At 38.3% G+C, this 21,687-nt stretch carries 21 protein-coding genes; all 21 read right to left on the bottom strand.

Annotation, left to right across the window (positions count from 1 at the left end):
• Nucleotides 1–104 precede the first annotated feature (104 nt).
• Nucleotides 105–944, bottom strand: coding sequence for a pirin family protein (locus LZF95_RS05930; RefSeq protein WP_233754060.1), 840 nt, complete (start codon nucleotides 942–944; stop codon nucleotides 105–107).
• 22 nt (nucleotides 945–966) lie between these two features.
• Entirely contained in the window at nucleotides 967–1,725 is a 759-nt protein-coding gene (locus tag LZF95_RS05925; RefSeq protein WP_233754059.1) for an SDR family NAD(P)-dependent oxidoreductase, read from the bottom strand.
• 211 nt (nucleotides 1,726–1,936) lie between these two features.
• Nucleotides 1,937–2,566 (bottom strand): nitroreductase family protein, encoded by a 630-nt coding sequence (locus LZF95_RS05920; protein ID WP_233754058.1) that lies wholly within the window; start codon nucleotides 2,564–2,566, stop codon nucleotides 1,937–1,939.
• Nucleotides 2,567–2,583: 17 nt separating this feature from the next.
• Complete coding sequence (locus LZF95_RS05915; protein WP_233754057.1) at nucleotides 2,584–2,898, bottom strand: hypothetical protein; 315 nt, start codon at nucleotides 2,896–2,898, stop codon at nucleotides 2,584–2,586.
• 86 nt (nucleotides 2,899–2,984) lie between these two features.
• Entirely contained in the window at nucleotides 2,985–4,478 is a 1,494-nt protein-coding gene (locus tag LZF95_RS05910; protein ID WP_233754056.1) for a hypothetical protein, read from the bottom strand.
• 56 nt (nucleotides 4,479–4,534) lie between these two features.
• Complete coding sequence (locus LZF95_RS05905) at nucleotides 4,535–4,936, bottom strand: nuclear transport factor 2 family protein (protein WP_233754055.1); 402 nt, start codon at nucleotides 4,934–4,936, stop codon at nucleotides 4,535–4,537.
• A 457-nt stretch (nucleotides 4,937–5,393) separates the two neighbouring features.
• Nucleotides 5,394–5,762 (bottom strand): nuclear transport factor 2 family protein, encoded by a 369-nt coding sequence (locus LZF95_RS05900; protein ID WP_233754054.1) that lies wholly within the window; start codon nucleotides 5,760–5,762, stop codon nucleotides 5,394–5,396.
• A 70-nt stretch (nucleotides 5,763–5,832) separates the two neighbouring features.
• Nucleotides 5,833–6,021, bottom strand: a complete 189-nt coding sequence (locus LZF95_RS05895; RefSeq protein ID WP_233754053.1) for a hypothetical protein — start codon at nucleotides 6,019–6,021, stop codon at nucleotides 5,833–5,835.
• Between the two features lie 13 nt (nucleotides 6,022–6,034).
• Nucleotides 6,035–6,445, bottom strand: coding sequence for an OsmC family protein (locus tag LZF95_RS05890; protein WP_233754052.1), 411 nt, complete (start codon nucleotides 6,443–6,445; stop codon nucleotides 6,035–6,037).
• Nucleotides 6,446–6,592: 147 nt separating this feature from the next.
• Nucleotides 6,593–7,552 carry a hypothetical protein gene (locus LZF95_RS05885; protein WP_233754051.1) on the bottom strand — a complete coding sequence of 320 codons (960 nt, stop codon included), beginning with the start codon at nucleotides 7,550–7,552 and terminating at the stop codon, nucleotides 6,593–6,595.
• Nucleotides 7,553–7,597: 45 nt separating this feature from the next.
• A complete protein-coding gene (locus LZF95_RS05880; RefSeq protein WP_233754050.1) occupies nucleotides 7,598–8,578 on the bottom strand; it encodes a hypothetical protein in 981 nt (326 codons plus the stop codon).
• 247 nt (nucleotides 8,579–8,825) lie between these two features.
• Entirely contained in the window at nucleotides 8,826–9,692 is an 867-nt protein-coding gene (locus tag LZF95_RS05875) for a pirin family protein (protein ID WP_233754049.1), read from the bottom strand.
• Nucleotides 9,693–9,796: 104 nt separating this feature from the next.
• Nucleotides 9,797–11,602 carry an amidohydrolase gene (locus tag LZF95_RS05870; protein WP_233754048.1) on the bottom strand — a complete coding sequence of 602 codons (1,806 nt, stop codon included), beginning with the start codon at nucleotides 11,600–11,602 and terminating at the stop codon, nucleotides 9,797–9,799.
• 99 nt (nucleotides 11,603–11,701) lie between these two features.
• Nucleotides 11,702–12,202: a hypothetical protein gene (locus LZF95_RS05865; protein WP_233754047.1), complete on the bottom strand. Its 501-nt coding sequence runs from the start codon at nucleotides 12,200–12,202 to the stop codon at nucleotides 11,702–11,704.
• A 115-nt stretch (nucleotides 12,203–12,317) separates the two neighbouring features.
• Nucleotides 12,318–12,971 (bottom strand): hydrolase, encoded by a 654-nt coding sequence (locus tag LZF95_RS05860; RefSeq protein ID WP_233754046.1) that lies wholly within the window; start codon nucleotides 12,969–12,971, stop codon nucleotides 12,318–12,320.
• A gap of 864 nt (nucleotides 12,972–13,835) precedes the next feature.
• Nucleotides 13,836–14,297, bottom strand: a complete 462-nt coding sequence (locus LZF95_RS05855) for an RpiB/LacA/LacB family sugar-phosphate isomerase (protein WP_233754045.1) — start codon at nucleotides 14,295–14,297, stop codon at nucleotides 13,836–13,838.
• A gap of 237 nt (nucleotides 14,298–14,534) precedes the next feature.
• Nucleotides 14,535–14,828: a putative quinol monooxygenase gene (locus tag LZF95_RS05850; RefSeq protein WP_233754044.1), complete on the bottom strand. Its 294-nt coding sequence runs from the start codon at nucleotides 14,826–14,828 to the stop codon at nucleotides 14,535–14,537.
• A gap of 19 nt (nucleotides 14,829–14,847) precedes the next feature.
• Nucleotides 14,848–15,789 carry an NADP-dependent oxidoreductase gene (locus LZF95_RS05845; RefSeq protein WP_233754043.1) on the bottom strand — a complete coding sequence of 314 codons (942 nt, stop codon included), beginning with the start codon at nucleotides 15,787–15,789 and terminating at the stop codon, nucleotides 14,848–14,850.
• A gap of 722 nt (nucleotides 15,790–16,511) precedes the next feature.
• The gene (locus LZF95_RS05840) at nucleotides 16,512–17,456 is read right to left on the bottom strand and encodes a bestrophin family protein (RefSeq protein WP_233754042.1); all 945 of its coding nucleotides are present in this window, start codon (nucleotides 17,454–17,456) and stop codon (nucleotides 16,512–16,514) included.
• Between the two features lie 246 nt (nucleotides 17,457–17,702).
• Entirely contained in the window at nucleotides 17,703–18,383 is a 681-nt protein-coding gene (locus tag LZF95_RS05835; RefSeq protein ID WP_233754041.1) for a hypothetical protein, read from the bottom strand.
• 1,055 nt (nucleotides 18,384–19,438) lie between these two features.
• Entirely contained in the window at nucleotides 19,439–21,568 is a 2,130-nt protein-coding gene (locus LZF95_RS05830) for a sigma 54-interacting transcriptional regulator (protein ID WP_233754040.1), read from the bottom strand.
• Between the last annotated feature and the right edge of the window lie 119 nt (nucleotides 21,569–21,687).

Here is a 21,687-nt window from a genome sequence, read left to right as displayed (position 1 = left end):
CTGTAATTGCATATTTAAGCTTCATTTGTAACCTCTGGATGTTTTTTAAATCAGAAGAACGGCCACTATTCTAACAACACCGAATTGCGAGCAGCAAATCCAACTTAGTTTTGAGGCCACTCCCCAAACCTTCCTTCCCTGAAATCCTTAAAGGCCTGTTTTATCTGCTCCTCGGTATTCATCACAAAAGGACCTTTTGCCGCAACTGGCTCTCTTAAAGGTTTTCCCGCTATCACTACACACAACAATGGTTCAGTAGCATATAATTCAACTTCACTGGCTTCTTCAACGGACGGTTTCAGCCAAAGAACATCGTTCTTTTTACCTGCCACTTTATTTGCACCAAAAATACCGGCACCGGCTATGACATAAATAAAGCCATTGAAATCCGCAGATAAATCCTGCACAACGGTATGCGACTCCTGTAAAGTGATTTCAACCATTGTTACAGATGCATAGTTTTTTGTGTGAGAAACAACACCTCCTGAAGATCCGGAAATCACTTTTATTTCAGCTCCAGTTTCCTTGCGTACGGGCGCCTCTGTATGGGAAATTTCCTGATACCGGGGTTCGGCCATCTTATTCTCTGCAGGCAAGTTTACCCATAATTGAAGCAAATGTGCAAAGCCATCTTCCGGGGCCTCTTCTATATGCAGGATACCTTTGCCAGCGGTCATCCATTGCACATCCCCTTTTTTCAATTCCCCTTTGTTTCCCTGATTATCCTTATGCTGAAGCACGCCATCTATCATATACGTAACCGTCTCGATTCCTCTGTGGGGGTGATAATCAAATGCTCCCTTTTTCATATTGTCTTCAGCCATCACCAAAAAAGGGTCAAACTCCTCCCATTTTTCGGCTGGCAAAACGAGACTCTGTTTGTGGATAAGGCTATTCCGCTGTGGGATCACTGACCACTTGTTTTGGATTTCTCTTTGAACCATAAGCTTATTTTAAAGTGTTATTTTAAACAGCTGTGTTTCCACCATCTATGACCATTTCTGAGCCAGTAGTATAAGAGGATTCATCTGAAGCCAGGTAAAGTACCCCATAGGCTACTTCCTCTGGAACTGCTTCGCGCCCCAGAGGAGTTATGCCAATAGCCATTTTTTTGAATTCTTCTGAATTTTGCAGACCTTTCGTCATTGGGGTATCAACATATCCCGGATGGACAGAATTAACCCGTATGTTATCACCGGCAAATTCGGCGGCGGCTCCTTTTGTAAAACTTCTTACGGCACCTTTAGAGGCGGTGTAGGCTGTGGCCTTAGCCGATCCGACTAATCCTGCAATAGAGGATATGTTGATGATTGATCCTCCCTTGTTTTTTTTCATATGGGGCACCACAGCCTTGATTCCTATAAATTGACTTATCAGGTTTATATCCACAACCTTTTTAAACTCGTCGAGGGATGTTTCTTCCAAGCTGTTCAATATATTTCCAGTAATCCCGGCATTATTCACCAGAATATGAATCGAACCATAGAGCTCAATGGCTTTTTTTACAACCTCATTCCAATCCTGCTCAGAGGTGACATCGTGTTTCATATAATGGACGGTACCGCCACTAGCTGTTATTTGATTCGATACGTCCCTTAGACCATCTTCCTTGATATCAGTTATCAACACTTTTGCACCTTCACCTGCAAACAGGACTGCTTCTGCTGCCCCCAGTCCTCCTGCTCCACCTGTAATGATTGCTACTTTGTTTTCCAATCTCTTCATAACTCTTGTTAATGTTTATTTTTCTAAAATTACTTTCTGTGTCATCTATTATATTGAGATGCGATTGTTTTTATCAATCACCAAATCTACATTATCTACCTTCATAAGCTTTTTATAGACTCTGTACACTTATAAAGGAGCTCCGTTTTCATTGTAACAAAGCAATTCTACCTTATTGCCTAGCCCCTGCTTCGTTTACTTTGTTTACTTTTTATTTTATGGTTATAACAAAATCTTCCTTTGGCCACCTAACTTTTTTCAGCCGGGCATTGGAATCATTTACCTCATCACGATAGCCTAATGCCAACAACACAACACTTTTCAATCCCTTTTCTTTTAACCCTAGCAATTCATCAAAATGCCCGGCATCAAATCCTTCCATAGGTGTTGCATCAACTTTCTCTGCTGCCGCTGCTATCAGTCCTGTACCTAAAGCGATATATGCCTGCTTTGTAGTCCAAATAAGATTTTCATCCTCTGATTTTAACAATAGTCCATTTAGAGCTCTTTCTTTGAAGACTTTCAAGCTTTCTGTAGGCAATTCACGCTCCTTGGCAATCAACTCAATGTACCTTTTTATTGTGTCCTGTTTAATTGAATCGAATACAGCAAACACCAGTAAATGAGAGGCTTCCGTAATTTGTGGATTAGATGAATAAGCACTCAATTTCTTCCTTACCTCCGGGTTTTCAATTATCAATATTTTATAAGGCTGCATTCCAAATGAAGATGCGGAAAGGTTGATCGCTGTTATTATCCTTTCCAATTTATCATCAGCTACTTTTTTACTACTATATTTCTTGGTGGCATACCGCCATTGTAATGTTTCTATTAATTCCATTTTTTCTGACTTTAGTTCTATATAAGCCGTATTGTACCTTTCATGGTATAAAAACTACCATCAGGCAAGGTCGCATTGCTATAAATAATACCATTCTTATGATCCTCGACATGCGTCACAGTAGCACCTGAAATTTCTTTCCATGCCACCATATATACCTGCGGCCGAATCTCGGCGATTGTGGTTTCCACTCTTTCAGAATAGCCATTCTTGGTCAATCCTCCTCCTTCTATTACAGTAAAAACCATGGATTCATCAGTCTCGAAGTAGAGTTCGGTTTTCAAAACGCCTACATCCATGATATATCTGTTCCCTGTTAGCTTGTTTTTCATTTTTAAATTTATTTAAGACAATTGCCAGTTGATATTAAGCGGTGAAAACACCATAGGTCAGTAGTTAATTTGGTGAATTGTTGTCATTACCACTGATATATTTTTAATAGATCGGCACGCTCAGTTAAGCTTACCTTCGGTATGGTTTCGTCGATTTCGACTTCAAATTCCCCAATAAGTTTTACCGTGTTAAAATCAATGGGCTGACCTGATATCATATAGCGTGATATCTGCGCTGCCAGCTCCTTTTTATCTAGATAGGCCGCACCTACGTTTATAAAATCTTCAACCGTTAAAATCTCATCCTTCTTTTTTGTCTTTCTAAGCGCGTAGAGGTCGAGCAACGTATTCCTCAGCGTAAACTTTCCGTTCGACGCTAACCTGATCTGGTTGTCGAGGTAAAATGCGTAGATAAACCCCCGCCTGTAGGGAAGTTTTCCATAATTGGCATAATCCGTCCAGTAATTTGCGGCAATGGAATCATTGTGCGCACCTTTGATCTCGCTTTCGTAATGCTGTTTGAAATTATCGTCATTAAGGTAATTCAGAAACTCCTCCCTCCCGTAAATTTTGCTGTTTACCAGATTAATTATTGCGGTGTAATCGTTAAACCCTTCACCAAACCATTGATGGTCAAAACTATCCTCACCTAGCATGATTTTGATTCCTGCCCATGTGTGGGCAGTTTCATGTGCCGTTACGTACTGTTCCCGCAGGCCGAATACTCTTCCCAACTTCATGACAAATCCGTTTTTTATCCCAAATCCACCCCCACCTATTTCTTTTTGGTTGTTTTGCAGTGCCGTAACGGATAAAAAATAGAAAGGGAAATCGGTATCATTCCAAAATCTGTGGATGCTCTGGAAATAGCTTTCAAAAAACGGACTGAGACTCCCCTGCAAATCATTTCCATAGGTATCTTCTTTCGTGGTCACGCAATAGTAAGGGACATCCATAATGCTGTATTCCCTTACCTCAATGTTGTCCCCCATAACAAAGCACACCAAATTCGAAATCTCGTCGTAATGGGCGGAAAGTTTTTCTGATGGATCTTTTTGAGAGGGCTGGACAGAATTGAAATAGCTGGCATCTTCAGGATAACTATGCCAGCTGAATGATACCAGCGGATTACTTTTATCGGTTATGGCCAGGGCAAACTGCTTATTTACCAGCGTCAACACCCCTTTGGTGATAACAGGTCGGAACAGTTCCCGCTGAGACACCATAGTTGGTTTGTCAGCGGGGAGTGAACCGTCTATTTCATAAGTCAATTTGTGTTTTTTTGCCCCATTGTGATATACGGTGATCCGTCTGTCCGCTTCTTCTATCTTAAGCACTTCAGGTTCTGCGCAACGGATATTTTTGATCACATTAAATATATCTTTCTGTCCGCCAAAACTAGGATCTCCGAATATAAATACGGTGCTGTCTTTTTGAGCGGCGGAATAGGTGAGTTCAACCTTTAATATAGAAGATTCACCATCCCAGCTAAGCACATAGTCCATGAAGGACTTCTGTTGCGCAGAGGAATAAATGTTGAAAGAAAGAAGAAGAATTAAAGTGAGGATGCTTCTTGCCATTTTTATCAGTTTTATAATTCAATAGATATTTGGTTTGGGATCTTCTATATTGAGAATCATTTTCCCCTCACATTTATTAATAGAGTACTGTAGAAAGAAGTCATCGCATTTCCGTTAGCAGATTTTAAGGCAGGGATCTCATCTTGTACGACATCCCAGTGTTCTGCTATTTTCCCATCTTCTAATCGGAAAATATCGACCACTATTACCGGCACAGGTCCCCAACCATTTACAAGACTATGCGTAATAACCACATCATTCTCTTCCAGGATTATACCTGGGTACCACTTAAACCCTGCATCCAAAAAAGGCAAAAGCCTTCTAAGTCCTTCGTGACCATTGATCATCGATGGGTTGTGCTGCTGGTATGATTCATGCCAATAGCGATCGATCGCTGTACCGTCTTTTTCGTGAAACAATTCATTCATTGCTTTTAATACGATTTCTTTATTTCCCATTTTTTTGTTTGTTATAGTTTAACGAGTTAGGTCTAAGTGAGCAGCGTTAGCTGGCGCTGTCGTCCTGGTCTAAAACTTCTGTTCCCATTAGTTCTATTTCAAGCGCTTCATTCGTCATTTCTGCCATACATTGCTCCTCACAATAATCTGCATTTTCCTTTTCTAACTACTCCAGATAATGTGGAAGTAATCTGCACATGCTTGTATTTGTCGATGAGGTATGTTTATATCTTTAGAAAGAAGCTTGTATAATTTTTCTCGCTAGCGAAAGTGATGGTATGTTGATAATAAATACTTAAAAAAAAGATATATATTTTCCTGAAACAGAGTGACAGGAAAAAGACAACCCCAGATGTGCAATACAGAGTTCTCATATCAACAGCTTTTGCAGGATAGTAAGCAATTGGCCCAATTAGGAATCGCTGTACCCGAACAAGGCAAGTTTTCTTCCCTTACACTAGAAGGAAGTCATTACATTCCCATAAGCAGATTTTAAGGCAAGAACCTCTTCTTGTATTACATCCCAATGTTCAGCTATTTTACCATCTTTTAATCGGAAAATATCGACCAATATTACCGGCACAGGTCCCCACTTATTTACAAGACTTTGCGCAATAACAATATCATTTTCTTCCACGATTATACCGGGATTCCATTTAAAACCTGAATCCAAAACACTTAAAAGCATTCTAAGCCCTTCATGACCATTGATCATGGATGGGTTGTGCTCCTGATAGGATTTATGCCAATAGCGTTCTATTGCTGTACTGTCCTTTTCGTGAAACAGTTCATTCATTGCCCTTAATACGATTTCTTTATTTCCCATTTTATTTTAACGTTTTAGTTGTTGATTTCCTTTTATTAAAATTGACACTGGTACTCATACAAGTCATCGCTCAATGTCCATCGTGGATCAACACAAGAGGTTTACCCTTTCCCAAATCAGTGACGATTAATTTGACATTTTTTCCTTCCGTGGTGTATTCCTTCCTTCCACTAGATGCCTCATCATTTTTATGAGCAACAGCATTACCCGCCGAAAGCGAGAACACCGAAAGCATATGTATTTTTTTTAATGTCTTCATTTTAATCTTAACACTATATTAAAGTTGCCTCTAAGGTTATTTCCAGATTGTATGCATTACTTACAGGACAGGTTTCTTCAGCGGATTTTGCTATTTTCTGGAATTCCTCATCGGTAATCCCAGCTATTTTCGCAGTCAAGACCAAGTCAGATTTTGTGATAACACCATTATCCAGTGTGATCGTTGAGGTAGTGGTCAGTTCCTCCGGCTGGTAGCCGGCAGTGGTGAGGTCAGCACTCAATTTCATAGTGAAACACCCGGCATGCGCCGCTGCCATCAGTTCTTCGGGATTGGTGCCTGTTCCGTTTTCAAAACGGGAGACAAAAGTGTAAGGAGTCTGTTTTAAAATCCCACTTTGGGAAGTCAGGTTTCCTTTGCCTTCTTTAATTGTGCCGTTCCAAACGGCGGTTGCTTTTCTTTGCATGATTGTAAATGTTTAGGTGTCTAATAAATTGGTACTGGATCTCTGATTTATATATGATACATCATGTGATTTCTTCTTCTCTCTTCAGTTTTCATTTCAACTTTCAACCAAAATCTATCACGGACTTTATAACTTATATGCATACTGCTATTTATATGGTTGATATAGAGGATGTGTGAAATAATTATGCTCACCAAATGTGATTTGCTCTTTTTCCAGCGTTTTGATATCGATCTTAAATAAATTCATAGTTGGTTTATTAATAGAGAGGAAATCAGTTTCGGGTTGACTTGCCCCACTATACACTATTGATTTACCGTCTAAAGAAAATGAAGGGGTCAATTCTGTTAGATTGGGGGTGTTGGTAATGTTCCTTCTGTTTTTACCATCAGTGTCTATGATGTAAATATCCCCTTTTAATGTAAAGCACATTGATTTCCCATCCGGTGAAATATCTGGAAATATTCCTGTGGTCGATACGCTCTCCATACTCATCCCCTCAATTGATAATAAAAATTTAAAGCCTGCACTGTATGGATCTAACACATATACATTCTTGAACGTAGAATTTTCAACACCCTCCTTTTCATCTATGTTCGAGACAAAAGCTATACGGCCATCAGGAAACACTGTTGGAAAAAACTCCCAACTAGGTGATTTGGTAAGATTCGTAAGCTGCAAACTATCTTTTACACTATATATCTCTGCGTTACCATCTATGTTCTTCAAGACAAAAATGAGCTTTAAATCCCTATGCCAATCCAAAACACCTTCATCTGATTTTCCTTTTGGCTTGAGTACTAATTCTCTATTACTGCCATCAGCATCGACTATATAAGTTCCTCTAACACCATCTACTGTTCCGGTGAAAGCAAATTGTTTACCGTCTGGGCTCCACACAGTTCGCCGGTATAGACCACTTGATGAATCCTCTATATGAACTAAGACTTCAATACTACCATCGTTTTCGTTTAATACACAAAGATTCATATTGTTCTCATCGAAAAACCCAATACGATCTCTATGCATTCTATCTGTAGTCTTGATTTTTGAACTACAGCTAATACTTATCAAGACTACTAACAACAGGAGCATATTTATTTTCATTTTTATATTATTTATTAATTTACACACCACTAGTATTAGGTCTTTTTAATATTCTAAAACATAGATTTTTTTATGGTCATAATCCCATACAGTCTTATATTTTGACAGAAATCGGTAAGCCAAGATTAAAAGATTATCCTCAGTTACTCCTATAGCCTTTTTAAATTGACTGGATTCCTCAATTTTATGAATGCCTATAAAATCGGTAGTTAATTGCTTACTTACGGTTACATTGCTCAGAACAAATAAATCTTCATCATAACCATCCTTCCCATAGTCTTTAAGATAATTTTTGGTTGTAAGATTTTCAGTATCTTTCTCAGTAAATTCGAGAAGCCCATAAGAACCTCCTGTATCAAATAATCCTAACATTTCAACATCATCTATATTTACTTTTATCATAGGAATATTGGGTAGATTTCTAATTTCGAAGTTTAATATACCCAATACTTTTTCTCCGCTTAAAAAATCCTTTGAAGTTTCTCTTTCCGGAGTACTTTTATAGAAAGTAAGTTTCCTTTTAGTATAATCCAATTTGAACATATATCCCTTGAAAAAATCATAACCTATATAACCTATACAATCAGGAGTTATATTATTTTGTAAAAAGTCGTAATTGGCACTAGGGATTTGTTTAAGATTTTGAAAATGTAAGCCATTTACCAAACGTAATTCTTTAATAGTATCATTCGTAAACTTTTCAAATTTCTGACCACTCGCTACAAAGCCCCTACCTGTTGCTCTTTCGGAAGATAGCGGAACAATATTATTATTGATATCTAATGCGCCTTGGTGCCCTGTATCAAACATAAATTTGCCTTTGACTCCGTTAACTTCTCCGGAAATAAAAGGAAAAGCATTTACAATCGTCAGAGGAAAAGAAATGCTGTCGCCCGTTAATCGGAACTCATTTTGAATGGTAGATTCTTCTATATTTTGAGCCGATAATATGGTGGAAACCATTAAAATTACCAGGGTAAAAATTGTTTTCACTTGTATTACAGTATTGTCTATTTTCTTTTTCATATATAAGACACAAATTTATTGATAACTTTCAGATCTATTTCCCAAGGAGTTTATAAAGAATTTAGCATTAGTTTCTACTTTTCCAAAGTTTTGAATTACACCCTACCCTAACCAATGCGATCAACCTACATTCTATGAGTAAATTCATCTCTTACACCACACCATATACTAATAATTATCAGAATGGCCAATACTAGCAAAACAGCTAATTTAATCTGATCAGATTTATTAATAACCATTCTCTTAACTATCTTTTTTGAACTATTTGGCCATATTTCCCCGAATAGAAGTCGCTATAAGCATCCCCTATTTCAGTTAAATTATTCATTACAAATGGACCTTCTGCAATAATTGGCTCTGTATAGGGCTCACCACCAAATAAAATAATATCAGTAGCTACCTGTAATTTATTTTCAATGGTTATCTCACCAGCAATTCTGTCGAATTCAATAAATTCTCCTGCTTGAAATTCAATATCGTTAAGTGTTGTATTATTACTTGGAAGGAATGCCGCTACTTCCACATTTTCATTTATTGAAATTGAGAAGTTTCTATCCGCTTCTAGATGGATATGATATAAAAACTGTTCTGAGTAATTTGGGATTTTGGAGTGTAGTTCCTCATAATCTCCCGCGATTACTTTTATCCAACCACTATCGTTTGATAGTGATTTTCCAGGTACATCCTCGCTTTGAATTGCTAGATATTCTGGTTTTTCGGCTTTGTTTTTTGCAGGAAGATTAATCCAAAACTGGAAAGCATGCGTGCGATTGGTGCCTGTGCGGGAATCTACATTTAATGTTTCATCATGGATAATACCATTTCCGGCTTTCATCCATTGAATTCCTCCTGAATATACTTTCGCGTAATTCCCGGCACTATCAAAATGCTCATCTTCTCCATCTATAATATAGCTTAATGTAGCTATCCCTCGATGGGGATGTCCACCAGTCCCACTACTTATGGAAGATGAGTGAAATTTCGGAACGATATGGTCTAAAAACACAAACGGACCAACTGCATCTGTATATCTATTCGCTAACAATCGATTAATGGTTAAGTCACCTATGTCAGCTCTTTGTCCTTTGGTTGAGAAACTGGTTTGCTTTTTCATGTAATTATAATTTGTTTTTCAATGACCACACCTGCCGGCAGGCTCGATTTCATGTTTTTATTAGTAGTATTTGAATTTCTTAAATACTATCTAGTTTATATCGTTTAGTATTTCATATTGTAATAACCTCCGAAATGTTTTACTGCTGACCATTCAGGAAGTGTTTCAGGCAATTTGGGAGACAGCTCACTGTATTCTTCAGCACCATAAACCACCCTTCCATTAACTACAGTTAATACGGATGAGATGGTTTTTATCTCTTCATCAGGGATGGTAAAGTAATCTTTATTAAGCAATGTGAAATCCGCAAAATGCCCCGGAATGATTTTGCCCATTTCACCTTCTTGGTTCTCAAACCAAGTAGGTCCGACTGTAACTAATTTCAGCGCTTCCTCTCTTGTTAGGCGGTTATTTTTTGCAAGTATTTCAGAACCTGACACTGACTTTCCGGTAATCATCCAACTAATGCCAATCCATGGGTTATAGGATGAAGCTCTAAATGCGTCTGTAGTGATAGCAAGAGGAATCCCACTGTCAACCAACTGTCGTAATCTTGGGGTTTCAAGTGCCTTCTCCACACTATAAGTCTTTATAAATCCGTCACCATGCATCGCCATTTTCATATCCAAAGCAATTCCTCCCCCCAGTTCTTTTACTCTGGCAATATTCTCAGGGGAAATCGTTTCAGCATGTTCAATGCTCCAGCGCAAGCCGTCTAATGGTGTCTTATCATTTATAGCTTCTAAAGCGTCTAGAAAAGTTGTGATGTTTTCATTGTAACTAATATGCAATCGAAAGGGAATTCCATTCTCAATAAGCTTGGTAATATCCTGACGGATATACCTGTGCATAATTTCCTCATCGATAATTACTGCTGGTCTGTCAAAATTTTCGTGGTCATGTATTTCTAACCTGAGTATTTCACCTGTACCTTCATATTCATGGCCATGTGCCATAGTTGGATGTAGGTTTTCTCCTGGGCTGATGGGAGATGTTCTTGTTACGGTGTTAATTTCCGCATCCACCAAACTGGCACTGTTGGTGTCACCAAACTGAAGGTCAATAAACGGCATACGAATATTCAGGCGGTTTTCCTTTGCCAGCTGCTGTATTTGCACATGTCCATGCGGGTAACCATAAATACTGGCTGCATCAACGGCCGTGGTAACTCCGAAACGGTTCATGTCATTTATAGCATTGGCAATTGAACTAAGCTGCTCTTCTTCTGAAGGTTGTGGCACCATCAGTTCAAGTGAAGCGAATGTAAATGTATAGGCATGCACCAACCCCGTGTAATTGCCATTTTCGTCCTTTTCGAATACCGTATCCGGTGAAGCCGGAAAGCGATCAGTCCCCACTCCAAAAGCTTCCATGGCCAATTCATTTAAATAGGCACGGTTATAAGCATACTGTACAATTACAGGTCTGTCTGGAACTGCTTTCTTGATTTCCTCGATGGTGGGCAATCTGTTTTCTTCAAACTGGTACGGCGACCAGCCTCCAATCACTTTCACCCAATGTCCTTCAGGAGTGCGCTTTGCCTGCTCACTCAACATTTCCAATGCACGGGCCAATGTTGGCACACCTTCCCATCTGACGTTGTAGTTATAGCTCCTTTCATTTAGAATATGTGTATGGGCATCATTAATACCGGGTATCAGGCGTCGGCCATCTGCATCGATGAGTTTGGTATTGTTGTCTTTCAACTCTAGTATCTCGGCATCAGCGCCTACGGCATAAATTCTACCTCTTTTTACAGCCAATGCTGAAGCTTCGGGCTTGGTCAGACTTCCGGTGCTAATATTTGCATTGAATACAATCAAATCGGCACCTATTAATTGGTCACCAGATTGTGCGTGAACATTTATAGCAAATAAAATAGCTGTTATAATAACGATTAGTTTTTTCATGATTTCATTTAGTCTCATCTCTAATCACATAAGGTTTGTTATGAAAGGCTTATGCAGTATATGTTACTTTTAAAAGACGTCTATTAATAATTTGATGCTTTAATCAAGAAACACATATAATGATTCTATTTTACCATCTTTAAACACAGCGATGTCCATTCCTGTTGCCACAATCGATTCTTTGCTTGATCCCACGCCCCAGATCAGCCTGCCCATGTCATTATTAATAACAACTGGTTTAAGTTTAAAAAAGGAAAACTCCGAAGGCATATTGTCCAGCACGCTATTCACACTTCCATTGATTGACTCATGCCCTGTTGTTTTATGCCCTACATGATATAAAGTGCTATCAACAGTATAGATAGTTTGGATGGATTGCATTCTGGCTAAAGGATCTCTTTGGCTCCAAACCTGAGCCAGATTTTCTTCCATGAGAAGGGATAGGTCATTATTCATATGTTTATTATTGTTTTTTAGCTGTCGTATCTGCCTGCCGTCGGACAGGGAATCCCTGCCTACCGACGGGTCACATGCATTATATTCACCCCAGTGCGAGTTGTCTCCGACATGCCTGTCTGCCTCAGGCAGGCTCGATTTCATATACGCTAATTATTATATTAACTATTTTATAAAGGTCTTTAAAGGATAACCAAAAGCTGCAAAAAATCACAAAACAGCTTTTGGCATCATATACTGCCAATTCCAAAACTGACTATTATTGTTTTGGAGGTGTTGTTGCAAGCAACTGTAGTTCCCAAGATAGAGCAACACCGCTTCCGCCACCGTGATCAAACAGAATCGGCCCCAATTGAGATGCCGTCTCCAGACGAGCCCAATCACGTTGCCATTCAGAAACCACAGCCAACCAATTGATCGGCACGACACCCACCTGAACCATTCGACGCACTGCCATATCATGTGCTTCTGCCGAAACAGAGCCACATGCATCTGTAACTACAAACACATCATACCCTTCGGCTAAAGCTTGGATTGCTGGCATTGCAATACAAACCTCTGTCCATAACCCAGCTAAAATCAATTGCTTACGACCCGTTTCCTTTACTATATCTGTAACTGCTGGATCCTCCCAAGTATTTATGAAGGTTCTGTTAATTGGCTTTTGCTCAGGGAATACATCTTGAATCCCTTTAAGGATATAGCCTCCTCGTTCTTCAGTGACGGTAGTAAGAATAGTTGGTACATCAAAAACTTTTGTAGCTTTAGCAAGCCCCACAGTATTGTTAATAATCATGGTAGGCTCATGGCTATGCAAATTCGCAACTTGAAAAGGTTGGTGATCAATTAGTACGACAATACTGTCTTCAGGACGAAGTAAACCTTCAAGTCCGATCTTTGGAGTGTGCTTCATAGTTTTTTAACTTTGATTAATTATTAAATTTAATTCAGGATTAATTATACAATAAATATTGAAGTGTGTTCTATATACATATTAATAAAATGACTCTCTCTACCTATCTCAATTTAAATATTCATAGAGACAAATTCACTGGAATTACAAGAGCTTTCAGTTCCTCAATACGATTGAACAGCATGGCGAAAAACCAAATTAAATACTGACTACTGAATCTGTTCTATAATAATAAATCTATTTATATTTAATTATCTTCTACCTTATAAAACGATTTTCGTGCCATGTTTTTAAATGCCTGATAATCAAGAAAATAACTCATTCTTAGTGATGGTAAAAATTCTAATTTATAATAAATTTCTCATATTTAAGAAATTCTATTTTCTTAGAGTTGGAAGCTAAAATAGGATTTCCTGTGCCACAGCTTTTATCAATTCAATTATCATAGCTACTTTTCACTGAGACTCTGAATGTTTTATTACCAACTTGACTTGGAAATTTGGTTCCACTGTTTCACGTCTTGGTACCGGAAAAGAAGTCAGTGGCCATTTCCCTGATATAATAGTACCACATTGTCATACTTAATAAAATAATTAAGTAAAAGCTTTGATAAACCAAAAGACGTTTGAATCTTAAAGGAATCAATCTATCCTGCAAAGAAATAGAACAAGCATATATTTATTCAAAAGCTATAGAAGTTGCCTAGGTGAATGAATACTTACTTAGATAAAAAAGTTACCCCCTGTATATAGGTGCTTTCCTTGAAAAAAAAGACGTCCCTTAGCAAGGTACGTCGTCAAGAATAAAATAAAAAAACCTTAAGAAACTAGTAAAACCGTTTTAACAAAACAATGCTTTTTCTAATTACAGTTTCTTGTGCTTATTTTCTAAAGCTAATGTCTTATTCAATCTTCTTCGAAAGCGCTCTTCGTCTTCAAATTGAGCTTTCAAAAATGTCTTGGTAATTTCGAAAATCAGTTCGCTGCCAATCACGCGGGCTCCCAAGCATAGCATGTTCATATCATCATGTTCAACTCCCTGATGGGCAGAATAGGTTTCCGTTATTAAAGCGGCACGAACCCCATTAAACTTGTTAGCGGCAATAGAGACTCCAACCCCACTTCCACATATAGCAATCCCTTTTTGGATTTCACCCTTGGAAAGCGCTTTTGCCAATGGGGATACAACATCAGGATAATCATCATCAGGATCCACTCCATAGGCTCCATAATCAATAAGTTGGTATTGTTCCCCTTCTAGCTTTTTCTTAAGCAACTCCTTCTGTGAATATCCTGCGTGATCCGCAGCAATACCTATTTTCAGCATAGTTATAGTCATTTTAACCCGACACCTTGCTTTTTGTTGAAATCATACAAACACTTGATAATAAGACGGTTTTCAATACTCGGAGCCTACTATCAAACACATCTGGCCCCATTTCATATTATCTGGCTCTTGTTTTATCGAATGATCTCCAAATTAAAGCCTTCACTAAAGATAAGTTGATGAGAGCACTTTTTCCTCACTTCGAGCAGATAAAATCGGATGTAAAGAAGATCACTCTTAGATTAATTTCGTGGAGAGGAATTCCTGAATGGGAGCAGTAAAGTAAGATTCGGCCGAAGTTACAAAATCCGTAAAATGTCCAGAAGTATTATGGCTTTCAAGCGCTACTTCTGACACCCATTCTTCCATCATAATATAGAGTCCTGGCTGATCCTTAACTTCATGTAGCTCATACTTTTGACAACCTGGCTCTTTTCGGGTTTCATCTATAAGCCGGGTAAAAAGATTATTTAATATTTCAAGATCTGCACTATCATTTTTTGCCCGAATGAATGCCGTTATAGTTATCATATTACTTGGATTTAACAAACTAAATATTCACTGTTATTTTACCAACTGTTCTGCCTGTTTCTAGCTGTAGATGAGCCTGCTTCATCTCCGAGAATGGGAATACCTGCTGTAATGAAACTTTTAATTGCCCTTTTTCCAATAGTGAGGCAATTTGTTTCATATCTTCACCATCAGATTGCACCAAAAAGAAATACCCATTTACACCTTTCGCCTTCGCTTTTTCGCTAACCGTCTCGTTTAAGCCGGTTGGGATACTGATTACGCTTCCTCCTTTTTTAGTAACTAAAATAGAGTGATCGATGTTATCCCCTCCAATAGTATCCAATACAAAGTCGAACTCTTCCGGATGGTTTTCCCAATCATAATTATGGTAATCTAAATGTGTATCTGCCCCCAAACTCAAAACAAAATCTCTGTTCTTGGCAGACGAAGTTCCAGTAACTTCAGCTCCTAGGTATTTTCCAATCTGGACAGCAAAATGGCCTACCCCTCCAGCAGCTGCATGTACCAATACTTTCTGTCCAGCTTTTACCTTTGCGTTTTTAACCAGTGCTTGCCAAGCGGTTAAGGCTGCTAATGTACTTGCAGCTGCTTCTTCAAATGAGACATTCTCCGGTTTAAGGGCCAATTGGTTTTCTGATGCCACGACATATTCAGCATACGCTTTACCGTGACCGGGAAAATTCACCATCCCGAAAACTTCGTCGCCTATTTTAAATTTGGAAACCGCCGCGCCCACATTTTCTACCACACCTGCAATGTCCCATCCAAGGATCAGTGGACTTTCTGCTTTTATCCGGCCATATACGCCATTACCCCTACGGGTTTTTATATCTACCGGATTAATACTAACCGATTTCACTTTGATCAATACTTCATCGGCAGAAGCTGTCGGCTTTTCAAGTTCAGTGTAAATCAGTTGATTCACATCTCCAGGTTGTGCTACAATAATTGTTTTCATGTGTTTATTTTTGATTTTTATAGGTCAGATTGATCTAGTACAATATATAACCACACCTCTGTAGATGCAGAGACCTATTGTTTATAATCGATTTTCCCACATTAAGGAAAACAGCTTCTATGATAATATTTGATTATTTCATAATTGATTATTTAATAGCATGAAATAATAACTAGCCCATCAAGTATAAACTACGGATTACGCTTCATAATTTTCCAATTTTGAACAATTACTTGCTTGAATACAGGCGGTAATTATACAATAATTATTAAAAGAAATTCGATATAAATTTGTAAAATAAAGAAAACAAATCATCTGTGTACATATTCACAAAACCATATGCTCGAATTGAAATAAACCACAAGCTATTAATACGATTGATTTAATAAGAAAATTCAAACTGTACATTCTTTTTGTCTTAATAGCGTATTTATGCCCTATTATTTACAAGCATTCTTACGAGAATAGTGCCAAGTTTATAATCTGCTGATAATCAATAGAATAAATTATGTTCTACAATAAACATCTTCTATTATATAATAAATTTCTCATATTTAAGAAGTTTTATTTCCTCTCTATACATTGTACAGAATATCCTCCGTCAATCAAACATTGATCTTGATGTGGATTTTGTTTGCTATGAGACCTGGGACACACTGCACTTCATCGAACTTACCACGATAAAAGTTGAAGAGAAAATTGGGGAGGGGTGGAATTAACTTTCAGAACAGCGCACCAAAAATTGGCTGGATTTTTTCCGGAACCTGCTCATCATCTAGCATTTCGATTAAATCAATTTCGATGTTGCGCACTATGGTTCCAACGGGTATATCGTTTAGCAGTCCTTCAAATGGATTTTCACTTATGTCACCTACATACTCCATGAACATAAAAACCCAAGAAACGATCATATTCAAAGGAATCATCAGCAGCATGTACTGCTCTCCAAGCTCGACAAACTGTGGCAGCAATCCAAAAGGAAGTAATGTCATGAAGACGAATATAAATAGGTTTGAAGTTGTAGCATACTGACGCGGAAAGGGTGTGTTTTTAATCCGCTCGCTCTTTCCTTGTTCGTCATATAGGTTGCTGATTAAGTTTTGTAAGGCTATGTGCTGAAAAGTATCCAGCCTACCCGCCTGCCGCAATCTGGCAAGATGCTGCGACTGTTTATCTAAAATTTGTGTAGATAGATTTTTCTTGCCTCTCAGCGCAATAAGCTCGTTATCTAGCAGATACTTTTCGATATCAACCTGGCATGGGGGTTGTGAACTTTGCAGGGTGTTGCGCTGCCTCTTACTTGCGCGATCTTTATGTTCCCAGCTTGTGCGCTGCCACATGGCATTTTTCAAAGCATACAGCCAGGCAATATGCCTGTAAATGATAACCCGGATGTTTTCATCCAAATCATTGCCTACGAGATCGTTCTCAAAGTAATAAGCCTTCAGTGCTGCGCCAAATGATCTGCTATGGTTGGTTATACTACCCCATATCTTACGTGCTTCCCAACTCCGATCATAGGATTGATTATTTTTAAAACCAACAAAAAAAGCTGTTGCCGTTCCGACCAAAGACACTGGCAACCAAGGAATTGCCACCCATCTCCAACTTAAATATGAATAGGCAAAAATAGCTATAAGACTCGTAATAAGCGAAAATAAGACCATTCGCCATGAGTAATAGTAAACTATGAGGGGGGACAAATATCGTTTTACATACATAAGTTACTTGCAGGATTGACGGTGAGTGAATATACTAAAATCATACTTTTCTATTGAATAATCAGACAGAGCGATCAGTTTTACGCTTTGCTATAAAACACAGCGGAACAAATAAGCCAAGTCTATGGATAATGGCTTTTAGGCAACGGTAGTCCGGTAACGTCATTCCACAATGTGGATATTGAATTCTAATCACAGCAATCGCCTTAAAAACAAACCTGTGTTTGTGGGCAGCAATCCGCCGGGATTTTCCTGGATCAAATCAGTAGCCAAACCGAATTGCCAATCATTATAATCTAGCCCCAGCCGTAGGTATTGATTTGCGAAATTGTAACGAAGATTATTTTTATAGTTAAAATTATAAGACCCCATGAATTGGGTAAATAATCTCCAGCTTCCACTCTCATTCAATGGGGGGCTGTAAGTGATGAGCATCCAGATTTCGCTATTGGGCGATTTAATAGGCTCAAAGGAGCCAAAAACCAAAAAGTAAAGATCTCCAATATCACGGCCATATGCCAATGCGAGCTGGGGCACAAATCCAGCGTTTGTAATATAACCACCCCCTCCAGCGCTAACTCCTTCTGCTACATCATAAAAGAATAATGACTGGCCGAGGAAACTGCTTTTCTGCCGATCAGAGTATGGAGTTTCATATCTAAGATATCCGAAATAACCAAATCGGCTGGTTGAATCCATGTACTTTGTCATATACATCTGGTGGGCAAAGGCACGATTTCCCGCAAACACTTCCACAGGAATATCGCGTTGCTGTGCAATCACTGGGGAATACATCCAAAGCAGCGTTATAGATTTAAAGGCAAATAACAGCCATCTCACGGAAGGGCGGATTGAAAATAGTTTATTAAGCATATCGATATTATTTTTAGTTATAAACCTATAAATGCAGGTTAATTGGTTAATGAATTTTACCTTTTCTTTTATAATATTTGTTGAATTTTGGATTAATTGTTTGTGCCTTTTATGATATATCCACTACCTCTTGTGGCAATCAAAATATGGGAGTTCAAGAGTGCTAATATATTTCTATAAATAGCTGAATACCCCTAGTTATTTTATTTAAACACTTATGATAAACAAACATCTGATTCAGATATTTATTCACTCATAACCATACCCTGGAAATATGCAGAGATCTTCTAATCAAACCAGAACATGTATAAATCAAGTAGTTGTTACATTTCCTGTAACATTTTCTAAAAGAGACAGGCAGCAATCAATTTTCAATGAAAATATATTTATTTTAGTCTATTGAATAAATAATTTACAATCGTTATGCCACAATCATTACTATCTGATTATCAGCATTTTAAATACTTATTAATTATTTAATAAATTCTACCATTTAGGAGTTTTCCATTATTTAGGAAATTCCTTTAAAAGTTATAATTGATTTATTACTAGATATAGCTATTAACCTTAAAACAAAGAGAAACACTCTTGTTGAAAAATTGAAAAACAAGAAAATCACAAACACTGTAATAGGCGTAGTGATTTAGGGCTTGCTGAAAAAGTCTCAGGTAAGCCAGGCCTGCCTGCCCTCCGGGAGGCAGGCCCTACCGGCAGGTTCAAGACGGCCAAGAAGATGAATGCTTATACCTCGAATGTGGCCAACGTAGAAGATGGCATGGCTGAGGCTGCTTAGAAATTCCCGGTTTTGGAATTTTCTGGTACATGGATAAAGACCTATTGTCGTCAAAAAGCTTGCACCTGATGAAAAACCGCTTGCATTAAAAACAGATACTATCACAAAATTAGTGGTAATATACCCAAATAAGAGCGAAAAATAAGTCAAGATCTCAAATTGAATGCCCTTAGTTGGACAGTTTTATTAAGTTCAAACTAACTACAATTTATGTTATCCGCTAAATAATTAAGGGGAGATCCATTGGTTTAATTACCATCTCCTAGTTATTTCTATGATTGCTTAAAGATTTCAGACCAACTTGCTTCTCTATACCCAATCGCTTCATTTTAGCAAACAAGGTCTTGTCTTTCATCTCCAAAATCGCAGCGGCCCCGTTAGGCCCGCTGATCCGCCAATTGGTATGTTCGAGCACTTCAATGATGTATTCCCTCTGCTTCTCCTCAAAGGGCTGAAAATCAGTTTTAAACGCTGAAATCTCATTTTTAGGGATCCAGTTCCCCGGGCCCAGCGTTGAGCCATTCTCCACGATAACGGCACGCTCGATCAAATTTTCCAGTTCCCTGATGTTCCCCGGGAAATTATAATTCATCAGACACTCAATTGTTTTTGTCGCCAAACGCTTAAAAGATTTGCCCGCTTTCGCCGAATATTTCTCCAAAAAATATTGGGCCAACAAAGGTATATCGTCTTTTCTGGCACGTAAGGGAATATTGTAGATGGGAAAAACATTCAAGCGATAATAAAGGTCCTCTCTAAAAAGACCCTCACGCATCATTTCCTTTAAATCGCGGTTGGTTGCCGCAATAATCCGCACATCAACCTTGATGGTCTTCGTGCCGCCCAGTTCATCAAATTCTCCTTCCTGCAAAACCCGGAGTAGCTTGGGCTGAAGATCCACTGGCAACTCCCCTATCTCATCAAGAAAGATCGTCCCCCCATCCGCTAGGGAAAACTTCCCCATCTTATTGGCCATCGCACCTGTAAACGCGCCCTTTTTATGGCCAAACAACTCACTTTCCATCAGCTCCTTGGGTAGTGTCGCACAATTGATTTTAATCAGAGGACGGTTTTTCCTTCTACTATTGCTATGTATGGCACTTGCAAGCAATTCCTTCCCTGTCCCGGATTCACCTGTGATCAGCACCGTGGTATCCGTAGCGGCCACCTGGTCAACCTGTGTCAGCACTTTTTTATAGGAAGCACTGCTGTATAAAATATTATTATAGTTAAAATTCTTACTGATCTCCTCCTGTAAATATTCATTCTCATTTTCAAGGCGCTCTTTTAGCGACTTGATTTCCTCCAAGGCTTCATATAATTCCAGATCATGTTTCTTTCTTGCCGTAATATCCCTTACAACGGCGCAGCTAAAATCCTCACCATAATACTTTAAATGGCTTGCCGTGATATCCGCCGGGAACTTCGTTCCGTCTTTCCTGGTAATTATCCATTCCAAACGGTGTGATCCTTTTTCCCTTAGTTCCTTAAAATGTCCTTTCCAAAATCCCGGTGTAAGAGAGGGGTCTATCTCAAACATATTAAGCCGATCCAGTTCCTGTTTGGTAAACCCCAGTTTTTCAACCAATGATTCGCTGTAATGCAACAAGTCCGCTTTATCGTTATAGACATAAATCAGATCCTGTGCATTGTCAATGATGGTTTTATAGAGCGTCAGATCATTTTCTTTTTGCTTAATCTCCGTGATATCCTGATAAACTCCTGAGATTTTAAAAACCTCATGCCCTTTCAGGATAGGTTTTGCAATAGCCCTGATATACCTGGGGGGCGATTCCTTAGTTTCAAATATTTCATCGAAAGCAATCCCATTTTCAATCAACTGTGTAAAAAGATCATCAACTTTTTGCCTATCGTCGAATTGATGTTTGATATTAGAAGGTAAAAAATCATTGGAATCCAACGTATGAAAAATATTTAATGCACAAGAGGTGACTATAATTGAGCCATCTTGCAAATTAAGCTCCCAACCTCCAACACTTCCGATATCCTTTGTATTATCAATTACATTTTTATAAAAACTAGCTTCAGTTATTTCACTACCCACACCGCAAATAAATTCCTCGTTGTTATACGAAATTAGTTGAGCAAAAATTTCTAAATTATAAAATTTACCGGATTTTGTTTTGTGAATTACGGGAAAATTAACGCATCCATTTCGAACTACTTCATCCCAGTGACTATCCCAACTTTCAGAAGTCACAGTAATGTTAATATCTCTAATAGAAAGTGTTGTTACTTCAGCTTTACTATATCCCATTACTCTACAAAACTTCTCATTGGCATAGACCAAATTACCCGATGAGTTTAACCAGATAACTTCATATGGCAATTTTTCCAATACCAACTCCTTAACATATCTAAAACTTTCCATCGTATAAAACTTATTATAAAACCCCTTTGATTCTCTTTATATTTTAAATTTTATAAAACAACAACTAAAATATCTACTTTTATAATTATTCAGCATTTACCCCTCTTTTTTTTAAAACA

Origin of the sequence: Algoriphagus sp. AGSA1, from assembly GCF_021390545.1 — a bacterium.
Taxonomy (GTDB): Bacteria; Bacteroidota; Bacteroidia; order Cytophagales; family Cyclobacteriaceae; genus Algoriphagus.
Note: the sequence above shows the minus strand (reverse complement) of the source record. Positions and strands in the feature narration are given on the sequence as shown.